Source organism: Pseudomonas sp. Pseusp15, from assembly GCF_059492165.1.
Genome location: NZ_CP168523.1, coordinates 5,503,049 through 5,518,442 on the forward strand (window position 1 = coordinate 5,503,049; position 15,394 = coordinate 5,518,442).

The 15,394-nt window shown below is 58.7% G+C and carries 10 protein-coding genes; all 10 read left to right on the plus strand.

Annotated elements, in window-relative coordinates; all coding sequences use genetic code 11:
- Positions 1 to 4: 4 nt before the first annotated feature.
- The 10 genes from tagH to ACEN8R_RS24840 are packed head-to-tail and all read left to right on the plus strand — an operon-like array spanning position 5 to position 15,394.
- Positions 5 to 1,201 carry a type VI secretion system-associated FHA domain protein TagH gene (gene tagH, locus ACEN8R_RS24795; protein WP_018927444.1) on the plus strand — a complete coding sequence of 399 codons (1,197 nt, stop codon included), beginning with the start codon at positions 5 to 7 and terminating at the stop codon, positions 1,199 to 1,201.
- Between the two features lie 5 nt (positions 1,202 to 1,206).
- Positions 1,207 to 1,707 (plus strand): type VI secretion system lipoprotein TssJ, encoded by a 501-nt coding sequence (tssJ, locus tag ACEN8R_RS24800; protein WP_018927445.1) that lies wholly within the window; start codon positions 1,207 to 1,209, stop codon positions 1,705 to 1,707.
- A gap of 2 nt (positions 1,708 to 1,709) precedes the next feature.
- Positions 1,710 to 3,041, plus strand: coding sequence for a type VI secretion system baseplate subunit TssK (tssK, locus tag ACEN8R_RS24805; protein WP_018927446.1), 1,332 nt, complete (start codon positions 1,710 to 1,712; stop codon positions 3,039 to 3,041).
- A gap of 5 nt (positions 3,042 to 3,046) precedes the next feature.
- Positions 3,047 to 3,922, plus strand: coding sequence for a type IVB secretion system protein IcmH/DotU (icmH, locus tag ACEN8R_RS24810; RefSeq protein WP_018927447.1), 876 nt, complete (start codon positions 3,047 to 3,049; stop codon positions 3,920 to 3,922).
- A 13-nt stretch (positions 3,923 to 3,935) separates the two neighbouring features.
- Positions 3,936 to 7,475: a type VI secretion system membrane subunit TssM gene (tssM, locus tag ACEN8R_RS24815; protein ID WP_018927448.1), complete on the plus strand. Its 3,540-nt coding sequence runs from the start codon at positions 3,936 to 3,938 to the stop codon at positions 7,473 to 7,475.
- Entirely contained in the window at positions 7,475 to 8,203 is a 729-nt protein-coding gene (locus ACEN8R_RS24820) for a PP2C family protein-serine/threonine phosphatase (protein ID WP_018927449.1), read from the plus strand. The genes tssM and ACEN8R_RS24820 overlap by 1 nt, the downstream gene beginning before the upstream one ends.
- Complete coding sequence (locus ACEN8R_RS24825; protein ID WP_495624403.1) at positions 8,200 to 9,216, plus strand: serine/threonine-protein kinase; 1,017 nt, start codon at positions 8,200 to 8,202, stop codon at positions 9,214 to 9,216. The genes ACEN8R_RS24820 and ACEN8R_RS24825 overlap by 4 nt, the downstream gene beginning before the upstream one ends.
- Before the next feature lie 28 nt (positions 9,217 to 9,244).
- Positions 9,245 to 11,281, plus strand: a complete 2,037-nt coding sequence (locus ACEN8R_RS24830) for a type VI secretion system Vgr family protein (RefSeq protein ID WP_495624404.1) — start codon at positions 9,245 to 9,247, stop codon at positions 11,279 to 11,281.
- A gap of 5 nt (positions 11,282 to 11,286) precedes the next feature.
- A complete protein-coding gene (locus tag ACEN8R_RS24835; protein ID WP_495624405.1) occupies positions 11,287 to 12,309 on the plus strand; it encodes a tetratricopeptide repeat protein in 1,023 nt (340 codons plus the stop codon).
- 16 nt (positions 12,310 to 12,325) lie between these two features.
- Positions 12,326 to 15,394, plus strand: a complete 3,069-nt coding sequence (locus ACEN8R_RS24840; RefSeq protein WP_495624406.1) for a hypothetical protein — start codon at positions 12,326 to 12,328, stop codon at positions 15,392 to 15,394.

A 15,394-nucleotide genomic window follows, 5' to 3' on the forward strand; every position in this document is an offset into this window, starting at 1 on the left:
CATCATGGAACTGGTTTTCGAAATGCTGAACACCAAGCAGTTCGTGCCCACGGATTTGTGCCAGAAGACCTTCAAACAGGCCGGTGGCGTGATCGGCCGGGGCGAGGATTGCGACTGGATCATCCCCGACCGCAAGCGTCATCTGTCTAACCACCACGCGGTGATCAGCTACCGCGAAGGCACGTTTTTCCTGACCGATACCAGTAGCAACGGGATTCAGGACAGCGAAAGCGGCGCGCGCCTGCGCAAGGGCGAGCCGATGCGCATCGAACACGGCAGCGTGTATGTGCTGGGTGACTTCGAGATTCGCGCGCGACTGGTGCGCGACCCGGCGACGTTCGACGTCGAAGTCGGCCGTCCGCAGGCCGCGGGCAGCATCATCCCGGACGATGCGTTCCTCGACCTTGACCCGCTCAATGCCCTCGACCAGCAAGAACGCGTGTACTCGGAGATCGAGGAGCTGATTTCCCCGAGCACGGTGATCGAGGACACCCGTCAGCGTGCCGACTACGCGCGCATCGACATGGAAAGCCTGATGGTGCCGGAGCTGATCGCCGCCCCGGCAGAACCAGCGCCAGCCCCGCTGCCAAAAGCGGTTGAGCGTCAGAGCGAAGGTTTCTGGGAGCACTTCGGTGCGGCGTTGGGCGTGGACCTCAAAGGCCTCGACCACGATGCCCGCGAAGCCCTGGCCCTGAACGCCGCACGCCTGCTCAAGCAGAGCGTCGGCGGTTTGCAGCAGAGCCTGCGCACCCGAAGCGAGCTGAAAAACGAACTGCGCCTGGCCCAGACCACCGTGCAGGGCAGCCAAAAGAACCCGTTGAAATTCGCCGTCGATGCCGGTGAAGCGCTGGGCATTCTGTTGCAGGGCAACAAGCCGGGTCAATTGCCGGCCGAGCAAGCGATCTCCCGTGCGTTCCGCGATTTGCAGGCGCATCAGGTGGCCTTGCTGACCGCCAGCCGCGCCGCCGTTCGCGGCACTCTTGAGCACTTCTCGCCACAACAGCTGACCCTGCGTTTCGAGCGCGACAACAAGCCGTTGCTCGCCACCTCCGGCAGTCGCTGGAGAGCTTATGGGCGTTATCACCAGGCCCTGCGTCAGGACGATGACTGGAGCGAGCGCCTGCTGGCCCGCGACTTCGCCCAGGCCTACGAAGAACAGATCCGCCTGATTTCCACCCTTCACACCGACCACCAAGGATGATGCGCATGTCTCGCTGTTCCACCGCTTTTTTCAAGATGCTGACTGCGTTCGCTGCTTTGGTGCTGCTGGCTGGTTGCTCGTCGCTGTCGCCGTATTCCACCGTGACCAAACTCAACCTGAAGCTGACCGCCAGCGATCAATTGAACCCGGACCTCAACGGTCGTCCATCGCCGATCGTCGTGCGCCTGTTCGAGCTCAAGCACCCGGTGGCCTTCGAGAACGCTGATTTCTTCAGCCTCTACGAACGCGCCAAGGAATCCCTGGCCCCGGACCTGGTGGCCAGCGAAGAACTGGAACTGCGCCCAGGCGAAACCGTCGAGCTCAAGCTCAGCGTGGAAGAGGGCAGCCGTTACGTTGGCGTGCTCGCCGCCTACCGCGACCTGCCGGAAACCAAGTGGCGCTACACCGTGCAAATCACTCCGGTGCAAGTCACCGCGGCTGATCTGACCCTCGATCAGGCCGGCATCCGCAACACCCATGAAACGCTCGCCAAGGCGGATGACTGAACATGAATGCCCATAAAGTCATTTGGCAGGAAGGCATGCTGCTGCGTCCGCAGCACTTCCAGCACAACGATCGTTACTACGACCACCAGATGAAGACCCGCACCCAGTTGCTGGGCAGCTACACCTGGGGCTTCCTCAACCTGGAAATCGACTTGCAGTTCCTCAACATGGGCAAACTGGTGATCAGCCAGGCCTCGGGGATTCTGCCCGACGGCAGCCTGTTCGAACTGGGCGGCAACACCGAGCCGTTGGCCCTGGACGTGCCGCCGAACACCGGCAATACGCCGATCTACCTGGCACTGCCGTTGGTGACGGGTAACCACATTGAGGCCCGCCGCCCGGAGCAATCCGACGTGCTGGCGCGCTACACCGCGTATGAAGCGGAAGTGGCCGACTCCAACGCCGGTGATGACTCCGCCAGCCAGGTCAGTTGCGCCCGTCCGGACTTCAAGCTATTGCTCGGCGAGCAGCAGAGCGATCAGGCCTACGTGAAGCTGAAGATCTGCGAAGTGCTCGACACCACGCCTGACGGCGTGATCAGCCTCGACCCGGATTTCGTGCCGACCTACATTCAGGCGCACTCGTCCAGCTACCTGCTGTCATGCCTCAAAGAAGTGATCAGCATGCTCGGCCACCGGGGCGACACCATCGCCGACCGGATCCGCTCCAACGGCAAGGTCGGCGGCGCGGAAGTCGGCGACTTCATGATGCTGCAACTGATCAACCGCACTGAACTGTTGCTGCGCCATTACCTCGGCCTGGAACAGGTTCACCCGGAAGAGTTGTACCGCACGCTGCTGACCATGCTCGGCGATCTGGCGACGTTTTCCAGCGACAGCAAACGCCCGCGTCTGGACAGCCGTTACCAGCACAGCGACCAGGGCGCGAGCTTCCGCAAACTGATGGAAGCGATTCGTCAGGTGCTGTCGATGGTGCTCGAACAGCACGCCATCGAACTGGTTCTGCAAGCGCGTCAGTACGGGATCATCGTGTCGCCGTTGCACGACCACAAACTGCTGGGCTCGGCTTCGTTCGTGCTCGCGGCCAGTGCCAACTGCGACTCCGAAGAACTGCGCCATCGCCTGCCGGCGCACCTCAAGGTCGGCCCGGTGGAGCGCATCCGCCAACTGGTCAACCTGCACCTGCCGGGCATCAAGGTCAAACCGTTGCCGGTGGCCCCACGGCAGATCGCGTTCCACTCCAACAAAACCTATTTCATCCTCGAACTCAGTTCCGAAGACCTGGCGCAACTCGAACGCTCCGGCGGCTTCGCGTTCCACGTGTCCGGCGAATTCGCCGAGCTTGAACTGAAATTCTGGGCCATCAGGAACTGACCGACATGATCAAGGACATGGAACACACCCAGGACGACAAAACCGTCCTGCTCGACCGCCAGGGCCACGGCCCGGCCTCGAGTCCGCTGACTGACTTCGCGGCACCGCCGCGTTTTGAACAGTTGGAAGAACGGATGATCTACGCCGCGCGCCTGCGCCCGGCCGAAGCGTTCAACATCAGCCTCAATTCGCTGGTGGCGGCGGCGTCCGAGCTGCTGTCGGAAGTGGTGCGTCTCAAACACAGCGACACCCGCGAAGACCTGTACGCGCTCAACGAGCGGCTGACCGCCGGGCTGAAACTGTTTGAAGTGCGGGCGCTGCACAACGGTGCTGAAAGCAGCCAGGTGATGGCCGCCCGTTATGTGCTCTGCACCGTGGTCGACGAAGCTGTCGTGACCACGCCGTGGGGCAACGAAAGCGAGTGGTCGCAGATGAGCCTGCTCAGCAGCTTCCACAACGAAACCTTCGGTGGCGAGAAGTTCTTCCAACTGCTGGATCGCCTGTCGAAAAACCCGGTCAAGCACCTGCCGATGCTGGAGCTGATGTACCTGTGCCTGTCCCTCGGCTTCGAAGGCAAGTACCGCGTGCAGGCCCGCGGCATGCTCGAGCTCGAAGGCATCCGCGACGCTCTGTATCGGCAGATTCGCCAACTGCGCGGCGACGTGCCTCGCGAATTGTCGCCGCATTGGGAAGGCTTGAACGATCAGCGTCGCAGCCTGGTGCGCATCGTGCCGGCGTGGATGGTGGTGCTGTTCACCGTGGTGTGCCTGGTGGTGATGTATTCGGGCTTTGCCTGGGTGCTGGGCGAACAACGCGAAACCGTTCTGCAACCTTATCAGCAGCTTGATCCGGCCACGGCTCAGCCGCAGTCGAAGCCGTAAACAGGGACGTGTGATGAAAAAGTTTTTCAAGAAAGTCGGCGCATTCCTGCGCCAGACCTGGGTCTGGACCCTGTTGCTGGTGCTGTTCGTTGCGCTGCTGGTGTGGTTCGTCGGGCCGCTGCTGGCGGTCAATGACTACAAATTCTGGGAAGGTTCGACCTCCCGTTTGCTGACCATCAGTGTGCTGTTCCTGATCTGGGGCCTGACCATGGTCTTCGTCAGCTGGCGCGCCGGTGTGCGCAAAAAAGCTGTGGAAGCCACCGAAGACGGCCAGGACCGTATCCGCCGTGAAGAGCTGATCGACGAAGAAGAGAAAGAGTTGAAGGTGCGTTTCAAGGACGCCCTGAAAACCCTGAAAACCTCGAGCCTGTATCGCGGCCGCAGCGAACGCTGGCGCAGTGATTTGCCGTGGTACTTGCTGATCGGCCCGCAGGGCAGCGGCAAGACCAGCCTGCTGGACTTCTCGGGCCTTGAGTTTCCGATCAACAAGATCGACCGCAAACTCACCCGCGACACCCTCGGCACGCGGCACTGCGACTGGTACTTCGCCGACCACGGCGTGCTGATCGACACCGCCGGGCGTTACCTGACCCAGCCGGATGCCGAAGTCGATGGCAGTGCCTGGAGCACCTTGCTCGACCTGCTGCGCAAGCGTCGCCGCAACCGCCCGTTGAACGGCGTGCTGGTGACCATTCCGGTGGAAACCCTGCTGGGCGGCAGCGAGCAGGACCTCGAAACCCTGGCCCGCCAGGTGCGTGCGCGCCTGCAAGACGTGCATCAGAAACTGCACGTCGATGTGCCGATTTATCTGGTGTTGAGCAAGGCCGATCGCCTGCTCGGTTTCGACGAGTTCTTCGATCAACTGACCCGCGAAGAAAGCGATCAGGTCCTCGGCACCAGCTTCCGCAAAGAGCAGAGCGGCACCGATGTGGCTGTGCTGCGCGCCGAGTTCGAAGAGCTGCTGCGTCGCCTCAACAGCCAGGTGATCATGCGCATGCACCAGGAGCGCGACACCCAGCGCCGTGGCCGCATCCTCGACTTCCCGCATCAACTGGGGCAGATCGGCGAGCGCCTGTGCCTGTTCGTCGACCTGGCGTTCACCGGCAACCGCTACCAGCGTGTCAGCCAGTTGCGCGGTTTCTACCTGACCAGCGCACCGCACCTGACTCAACAGATGGACCAGACCACCGCCAGTATCGGCGCCAACCTGGGCATGAGCGCCGGCATGCTGCCAACCCTGCGCAGCGGCCGTTCGCGGTTCATTCACCATTTGCTCAGCCGGGTGATCTTCCCCGAGGCCGACCTGGCCGGTCTGGACAAGCGCGAGCGCAGCCGCATCCACTGGGGTCAACGTGCCCTGTACGTGGGCGCACTGGCGGCATTGGGGCTGTTCGGCATGCTCTGGGCGGGCGGCTTCTCGACCAACTATGAGCGTCTGGAAAACCTGCGTTCCCTGGCACAAACCTGGAACCAGCAACGCTCGGCCCTGACTGCGCGCGATGATTCCATGGCGGTGCTCAAGACCCTCGACACCAGCTACGCGGCGACACAAGTGTTCCCGAACAAAGGTGACGTGTCGTACCACGAACGTGGTGGCCTGTACCAAGGCGAAGACGCCAACCCGGTGGTCAAGAGCGCCTATGAGCGTGAACTCGAAGCGCAACTGCTGCCACGGGTTGCGACGCTGCTGGAAGGGCAGATCCGTGCCAACATGAAGGACCGCGAACGCCTGCTCAACAGCCTGCGCGCATACCTGATGCTGAACATGAAAGATCGCCGCGATGCGGCATGGCTGAAGGATTGGGTCGCTACCGAATGGTCCCAGCGTTACGCCGGCAACACCGCGGTGCAGAACGGTTTGAACACCCACTTCGAGCGTTTGCTCAAGCAGCCGTTTATCTACCCGCTCAACGAACAACTGGTGGCGCAGGCGCGTCAGGTGCTGCGCAGCGAGTCGCTGGCCAACGTGGTTTACCGGATGCTGCGCGAGCAGGCTCGCAACCTGCCGGAATACCGCCTGAGCCAACACATCGGCCCGCAGGGTTCGTTGTTTGTCGGCACCGATTACGTGATTCCGGGGTTCTACACCCAGCAAGGCTATCAGCAGTATTTCTCGGTCCAGGGCGCTGCGCTGGTCACCGATATCCTGCGTGATAACTGGGTGCTGGGCGAAGGCTCGGGCATCAGCGGCATGGACTTGCGTCGCCTGATGGTCGAACTGGAGCAACTGTACTTCCGCGACTACGCCAACTTCTGGAGCGAAGCTGTGGGCCAGGTGGCTCTGCCCGCGATCAGCGATTTCAGTGAGGGTGCCGAGCAACTGGCGGGCCTGACGTCGGCCAATTCGCCGGTGCTGCAACTGCTGGTGGAAGTGCGCGAGAACACCCGCTTCCCGGCGGAAGCCGAACCGGTTGATGAAGCCGCCGATGCCGCCGCAAAACTGGGCGAGCAGAAGGGCAAGCTCGGCAAGTTGGGCAAACTGGCGTCGGCCGCAGCGGACGCGGCGTCTGACATGGCCGCGACCAAAAACCTGCCGGACACCGCGAAGAAATCCCTGCAACGTCGCTTCGAACCGCTGCACCGCTTGCTGGATGACAACAACGGCCCGGCCGCTGATTTGACTCCGGCCCTGCAAGCCCTCAACGACCTGCAAATGCAAATGGCAAGCCTGGCCCGCGCCAGTTCGCCAGAGCAGGCTGCGTTTGAAATGGCCAAGACCCGCATGAGCGGCCAGCGTGATGCGCTGAGCACCCTGCGCAATGCGTCGAACCGTCTGCCGCGTCCGGTGAGCGTGTGGTTCAACGTGCTGGCCGAAGACACCTGGCGTCTGGTGCTCAACGATTCCTACCAGTACCTGAACCAGCGTTATCAGAGCGAGCTGTACAGCTTCTACGGCAAGGCGATCAACAAGCGTTACCCGTTCAGCGCCCACAGCACCAGCGACGTTGCGATCAGCGACTTCCGCGAGTTCTTCAAGGCCCAGGGCATCGCCGATCGGTTCTTCGATACCTACATGCGTCCATTCGTCAGTGGCGATCCAGGCAACTACCGCCTGCGCAGCATCGACGGTCACAGCATGCCGATCTCCAAGGTCTACCTCGACCAGATGGCCGCGGCACAAGTGATCCGCCAGAGCTTCTTCGCCATCAACCCGGCCGAGCCGCAAGTGCAGTTCAAACTGGAGCCGTACACCCTCGACCCGGCGGTCAGCCGTTCCGAGTTCAAGTTTGGCGACAAGACCATCGAATACCGCCACGGCCCGATCGTGCCGGTGTCGTTCAAATGGCCGACCGATGCCGAAGACGGTCGCACCAGCCTGGTTCTCGACAAAATGGCTGGCCGCCCGATCGGCATCGAGAAGAACACCGGCCCATGGTCGTTGTTCCGTCTGTTCGACCTGATGCAGACCGAGTACCTGACCGGTCGCGACGTGCTGGTGCTCAAGGCTGATGTGGGTGGCCTGCGCGCCAACTACTTGCTGTCGAGCCAGCGCACGCCGAACCCGTTCGACATGGGCGTGCTGCGCACCTTCCGTATGCCGGTGCAGCTCTGATGCTGGTTGCCAGCCCCTGGCGCAGCGCTGCGCGTACCGATCCGGGCAAGGTTCGGGCGCGCAACGAAGATGCCTTTCTCGACTGTCCACAGCAGGGGCTGTGGGTGGTCGCGGACGGCATGGGCGGTCATCAGGGTGGCGACATCGCCAGCCAGTTGATCGTCGCCAGCCTGGCGGAATTGCCGGTGCAGGACGACTTCGACGAACGACTCAAAGGCATTCGCCAGTGCTTGCACTGGCTCAACCGCCGCCTGGGTCAGGAGTTGACCGTCACCGCCGGCCGTCACGACAGCATCATGGGCAGCACCGTGGTGGCGCTGCTGGTGGAAGGTAATCGCGCGGCCTGCATCTGGGCCGGCGACAGCCGCTGCTACCTGTGGCGCGGCCAGCGTTTGTATCAGCTGTCCAAGGACCATTCGCTGCAACAACAACTGATCGACGAACAGAACATGAGCGTCGAAGACGCTCGCGCGCATCCTGCCGCTCATGCGCTGACCCGTGCGGTCGGCGCTGCCGAGCAACTGACGCTGGATGTGTTGGAACTCGAGATCTATCCCGGCGATGCGTTTCTGTTGTGCAGCGACGGTTTGTATCAAGGGCTGACCAGCGATGCCCTGGGCAACGCCCTGAGCCTGACCGCGCCGCACGTTGCGCTGGAGCGTCTGTTCGACGGCGCTCTGCGTGGCTCGGCCCGGGATAACCTGACTGCCGTGGTGATCCGCCAATGACTGAATTCATGCCACCGATCGACGACCTGCTGGTGACCGAGGAAGAAGCCAATAACCTGACTTACTTCGCGTTCGCCAAGCCTCTAAACGGAAAGCCGCATCAGGCCGAGCTTGCGCTGGCGCCGACCCGGGCCAGCATCGGTGAACTGCCCGACGTGCTCGCGGGGCGTTACCGCATCGAGCGTCTGCTGGGGGCCGGTGGCATGGGCGCGGTTTACCGTGCGCGGGATCTGCTGCGCGAACAGTTCGGCGACCCCGACCCTTACATTGCGCTGAAAATCCTCAGCGAAGAATTTTCCGAATCGCCGGACGCCAGTGCCTTGCTCTACAGCGAGTTCACCCTGACCCGACGACTGCGCCACGACAACGTGCTGCGTTTGCACACCTTTGAAGTGGACACCGACTGCCAGCGGGCCTTCATCACCATGGAACTCATGCGTGGGCTGACCCTGGACAAATTACTCTGCGAGCGGCCCCTGGGCCTGCCGTGGTTCGAGCTGCGCGACATCGCGCTGCCGCTGCTTGATGCGCTGGCCTACACCCACGCTCGCGGCGTGCTGCACGGCGACCTGAAGCCGAGCAACGTGATGCTCAGCGAAGAGGGCGTGCGCCTGTTCGACTTCGGTCTTGGCCAGGCCGAAGAGGGCATCTTGCCCGGTCTGCCGCACCTGAGCCGAGACCGCTTCAACGCCTGGACCCCCGGCTACGCCGCCCCCGAACTGCTCGAAGGCCAACCACTCTCGGCCAGCGCGGACGTGTACGGCGTGGCCTGCGTGCTCTATGAATTGGCGGGCGGCAAACACCCGTTCCGCCGCTTGCCGTCGACCGAGGCCCGCGACGGCCACCTCGACCGCGAGCTGCACGCACCTCGGAATCTACCCAAACACTGCTGGCCAGCCCTGCGAACGGCGCTGGCTTTCGATGCGGCCAAGCGCACCATCACCGCCGCCCAATTGCGTGACGCCATGGGCGCCACTTCGTCTTTGCTGCAACGCCTTCGACTGCGGGCGTAACGGATGACTACCGAACAGGGAGCAAGCAATGTTCAACTCAGCTAACGAAACGCACTTCAGCCTCACCGTCGAAGACTACGTCGGCGACCTGCAAGTGCTGTCGTTCACCGGCACCGAAGGCATCAGCCAGCCGTATCGCTTCGACCTGGAACTGGTCAGCGAAAACCCGGACCTGGATCTGGAAAAACTCCTGCACAAGCAGGCGTTCCTGGCGTTCGACCCGAAAGGCAGTGGCATCCACGGCCAGATCTACCGCGTCGCCCAAGGCGATGCCGGCAAGCGCCTGACCCGCTACAAAGTCTCCCTGGTGCCGCACCTGCAATACCTGCATCACCGTACCAACCAGCGCATCTACCAGCAGATGTCGGCGCCGAAAATCATCGCCCTGATCCTCGAAGAACACGGCATCAAAGGCAACGCCTACAAATTCCAGTTGAGCCAGCCGTGCCCGGACCGCGACTACTGCGTGCAATACGACGAAACCGACCTGCACTTCGTCCAGCGCCTGTGCGAAGAAGAAGGCATTCACTACCACTTCCAGCACAGCGAAAAAGCCCACCTGCTGGTGTTCGGCGACGACCAGACCGTGTTCCCCAAACTCGGCCAGCCCACCGCCTACGTGCAAGGCAGCGGCATGGTCGCCGACGAGCCGGTGATCAAAGGTTTCAAGCTGCGCCTGGAAACCCGCACCGGCCGCGTCACCCGCCGTGACTACGACTTCGAAAAGCCCAACCTGCGACTCGAAGCGGCGTACAAACCCGACGGCGAAAGTACCGAACCGGACCTCGAAGACTACGACTACCCCGGCCGCTTCCTCGACCGCGCCCGCGGCAAATTCCTCAGCCAGCGCGCCCTGGAATGCCACCGCGCCGACTACCAGCAAGCCGAAGGCCATGGCGACCAGACCACCCTCGTCAGCGGCCACTTCCTGGAAATGTCCGACCACCCACGCACCGAGTGGAACGACCTCTGGCTGCTCACCGAAATCGTCCACGAAGGCAAACAGCCACAAGTGCTCGAAGAGGCGGTGACCAGCGACACCACCGACAACAAAGACGACTTCCACCAGGGCTACCGCAACCGCTTCCTCGCCACCCCGTGGAACGTGTTCTACCGCCCGGCCCTGGAACACCCAAAACCCCGCGTCCTCGGCAGCCAGACTGCCATGGTCACCGGCCCCAAAGGCGAAGAAATCCACTGCGACCCATACGGCCGCATCAAAGTGCAATTCCACTGGGACCGCGAAGGCCTGGCCGACGACAAAACCAGCTGCTGGCTGCGCGTCTCTTCGAGCTGGGCCGGCGACCGCTACGGCGCCATCGCCATCCCGCGTATCGGCATGGAAGTACTCGTCACCTTCCTCGAAGGCGACCCCGACCAACCGCTGGTAACCGGTTGCCTGTACCACAAGGAAAACCAGGTTTCCTACGACCTGCCGGCGAACAAAACCCGCACCGTCTTCAAAACCCTCAGCTCACCGGGGGGCGGTGGGTACAACGAACTGCGGATTGAAGACAAGAAAGGGGCGGAGCAGATCTTTATTCATGCCCAGCGGGATTGGGATGAAAACATCGAGCACGACCAGAAGATTCGCGTGGGGAATGAACGCCACGATACGGTGGTGAAGAACACTTACACCGAGCTGAAGGCCGAAGAACATCGCACCACGATTGCTGATCGCAAGACAGAAGCGCGGATGGATGATCACCTGACGGTGGGGCAGAACCAGCACATCAAGCTGGGGACTGCTCAGCTGACCAGTGCCGGGAAGGAGATTCACCTGAAGGCTGGGGACAAGATTGTTATCGAAGCAGGAATGGAACTGACGGTAAAAGCGGGCGGAAGCTTCATCAAGCTCGATGCCGGTGGGGTTACCGTGGTTGGGCCGGTGGTGAAGATTAATGCCGGTGGATCGGCGGGGAGTGGGACCGGGATCGGGATTAAGCCACCGGTACTGCCGGGGGCGGCGGATAAGGATAAGGCGGGGAGTTTGATGGATCAGGCGTTGGGGAATGCTCCGCCTGAGAAGGTTAAACCGAAGGCTTTTTTTGTGTTTTCTGAGTGATCGACATGAATGGTGTTTTGAAGAAGAGCAATGGCTTCGCTTTAGCGGTTTTCACCGCCTCGCTGCTGAGCCTGTTTCATGGCAGCGCTTATGCGGATGAATGTCCGTCTGAAGATTTTGCCCAGTTCCTTCCGGCGTTCTCTGCGAATGCTGAAACTCAGCAGCGGTTGACTGCGATGACGGTGAAGTCGCTGGTTTTGAAACCGGTGGGAGAGCATGGAGTTTTTGAGCCACAAACGACGGGAGTTAACAGCTCCAATTTGGCGTTTCCGCTAATGGCGCCTGTGGGCACAGACAAGACTGAGGGTGTTGAGGTCGAAGCGATCGACGATAGTCATTTCAACGTAGTGGATAAGCGAGCGGGCAACAGCAACATCAAGATTTTTAACTTTTCCCGTCAAGCGTGCTGGGTGCTAGAGGGGGTCGAGGACTGGTCGATTAGTGCGAAAGACCTAGTTATGGCGAGTACTCCGACCATGAACGCTGCCGAGAATTTCTGCTTTCAGCGTGCGGAAGCCTACGGAGGACTGGGGGGAGTGGAGCAGTACCGGTTGACAGGCGAATTTTTTGAGGCCTCGCTGGAAAACTATCTGTGCGCTGCAGCTTCGGGGGATCCTCAAGCCAGCTTGAATGCTGCCAGTTTGAGTCTCTCAGGTATGGCTCCACAGCTTGAGACGGAGAAGGTTGAGGCGCTTTTCAAGGCAGCGGCGACCACTCTCGCCGATGGTGCCGCCTCTCTATCAACGTTTTATTGCTACGGAAATAACCCTGCGGCTGAAGGCCCTTGCCAGCACCCCGAACAAGCTGAAAAGGAGCTTATTCGCGCGGCATCGATGGGCTCAGCTGATGCTATGAATTATTTGGGTTACTCCTTTGAAACAGGGGAGTTGGTGACCAAGGATATGTCTAGAGCGCTGGCGTGCTATCGCTTGGCTGCCGACAAAGGTAACGGCACCGCTCTGAACAATTTAAATCGATTGAAAACGCAAGCGACTGAAGCGGCTCGAGCCGGCAGCAATTGCTACTAATTTGCAGGATGCAGAAATGATAGAGCCACTTGATTTAAAGAACAACTACACCGGCGGTGATTACGTTTATCTGATGGGCGGGGACGGTGTTAGAACAAACGCTGCGGGTAAAAAACTGATTGATTGTTCCCATATGGTGAACTTGTTGCTCACCGGAGCTGGTTACCAGATTCCGTATGAAGAAACACGCACCATGGAAAATTCCACTTACTACACAACGGTCCTACCACAAGATGTACGACGAGGTGACATCGCGCTTTGGATCAATGCGGCCCCAAACAGACCCGGTTCGCCTTTGTTCCATACGGGCATCGTTGAAGACTTCAATCCGGCTACCAAGGTCGGACATATATTTGGTGCTCAAAACAGCACCGGCCCGGCCAAAGCGATATTTGGCCCAAAACCTCCCAGCTTTTACTGGCCAGTAGTTACTAAATTTCTGCGAGCTAAAGAAGAGTTCAGAACAGGAGCTGCACCTGCACCTGCACCTGCACCAGCTCCGGCACCAGCCAGCCCAGCTCCCCTGATGAACTTTCAATATCCATTCAGAAAAGCAGATGGTAAGCAGTTCACTGACGCTGAAGAAGTCTATAAGGCGATCGAAAGTGAAGCGTCGGGCCATTACCTGCTGGGCAGCAACAAATTTTGGCACGGTGGCATCCACATCTCCGACAGGAGCGCTCCACAGTGCGTGCTGAATGAGCCGGTTCGCTGTATGGCCGATGGTGAGGTCGTCGCGTACCGGTTGAATCAGGACTATCTGGAGTCGACTTTCGGTGATAACGAGAAAAAGCTGAAGTACTCCAACTCCTTTTGCCTGGTGCGTCACGAGTACAAGTCTGCGCCAAACCCGGAAGAAGGGCCGAACAAGGGCAAGCAAAACAAGCTGACTTTCTACAGCCTATACATGCATTTATTGCCCTATGATCGCTATCCGTTGGCGCCAGAGGAAACACCGAAACCTGTAGTGACCATGAATTTTGGTGACTATAAGGGTTACGACAAGGCTCCTTGGATACCCGACGCGCACTCCTACGGATTAATAAAAAAGGGTACAAAGCTAGAAGTTCTTGATCAGGTGGTTGAGGGAACCAAAACCTACGCCAAGGGAAAGATTCTTGCTGGATCAGTCAAGAGCGGCTCAAATAAAACGCGTAACGTCGGAGATGAAATCTGGTTCGCTTATAAAGAGAACGATATCCCCTATCAAAACTCGCAGCACAAGGCTATTTGGACCGCGGACAAAGTGCCTCAACGACTGAGGCCCAATTATTGGCAGGGAAAAGTTAAGGCTACCGCAGTCAATAAGCTTGACCTTTACGAAGCCCCTGCGACGCCTCAAAACGGCCAACCCGCGGGCGCGCGAATGGGGACAAAGCAGCTTATTCCCGGCAGTGTCGTTGAGTTTAATAGTAAAGAAGTGCTGAATCTGATCGTTGAAGGCAAAATTCGGCGAATGGCGAAATGCACCAAAATCAGTGGCGACTTGGCTGCTGCGGGGGCTGTACCCGAAGTTTTTTGGACATGTATAGAAAATAGTGCCGATTACCACATGGTCGACTGGACATCTCTGATACCTACCAGTTTCGATTCGGTTGAAACGGCAAGCACAGGAATCAAGGCAGGCGATCCGATTGGATATTTGGGGCAGACAGAAAATCTCACCGGCGAAGACGGCGGTGTGTCCAGTAAGTATCAGGTTCACGTCGAGATTTTTACTGCCGAAGCTGACGTCAAAGATTTCCTCAAGAACGTTGCGGGTTTGAAGGTAGGTAAGCAGTACCTTCATCTGGCGGTCGGCGCTGAACTAAAGAAAAAAGCGCCTGCTACTGGATCGACACCTCTCAAGCAAGAGCACGCAGTTGACTTGGGCAAGGCACGTGTCATCAAAGACGCTGGTGAAGACTGGTACGAAGTCAGAGTGACCGAAGACGATCAACCGATTACTGGGCTCATGAAGAAGACAGGCGCAGAAATCATCACGCAGCATGATTGGGAGAAACTGGGCTTTCAGATCGTTGAGGAGACAAACGCCGCCGCAGATGGATTCCTCGACCCTGAAGACATGCCCCAATTCTTCAAGAATCTTTACGCAAAAATCGACAAGAACCATGACGGTGAAGTCGATCCTGGCGAACTTGCAGAGGCGCTGAAAAATGCGGAAACCCGAGCTCAGTGGGCGAAGCTTGTTGCGCACCACCCTACAGAATGGAAAAACAAAGCAGATGCTGCTAAATGGAGCCGACTTGATCAACTCTTGGAAGATGCTCCAAAAACGTTGAAGCACGAAAAAGAAAGGATCACAAAATACGTTTTTTGGGAAGATCTAACTGGTAATGCTGCCGTGAGCACGGATTTGATTTGGCATTTTCATCCGATTGAAATGCTGAGTAACTTTATGAGCCGTTCTAATCTTATTGATGTTGATCGATTTGTTGCTATGTATGCTGAGCAACATGCTTCATTTCAAGCTGGAGCGCCTGGTCTCTCTGCAGCTTCTAAGTTGAATCTTCGGCGGATTGTTGAAAACATAAATAAGTATATAGGAAAAACGAAAGATATTTATACTATATATGAGTGGTCTTATATGTTTGCGACTGCTCGTCACGAAGCTTATCAATTTATGATTCCGGAATACTTTAGTGCTGCTCCGGAGTATGGTGAGACTTCATATTTTGACAAGTACGATCCTGTGCTTGCGGATACAGCTGTGCGCAGACAAACTGCAGTGGAAAATGGTAATACGGTACAGGGTGACGGTTTCAAGTATCGTGGCCGCGGCCTTGTCCACTTGACTTGGAAGAAGAACTACCAGAAGGCAAAAGACTATTTTGGTATTGATTTTGTTAGTAGTCCTGATGAAGCCGCTGGCTTTGAAAATTCGGTGCCAATTATGATTTGGGGTATGAAAGAAGGTATATTTACTGGCAAGAAACTCGGTGATTACATTAATAATTCAACTAAGGACTATGAAGGGGCTCGCAAAATAATTAATGGGTCTGACCAAAAGGCTCTAATTGCGAGTTATGCTGTCAAGTTTGAATCGATATTAAGAGCTACTTCCAGTGCGCCGGAGACAAAATAA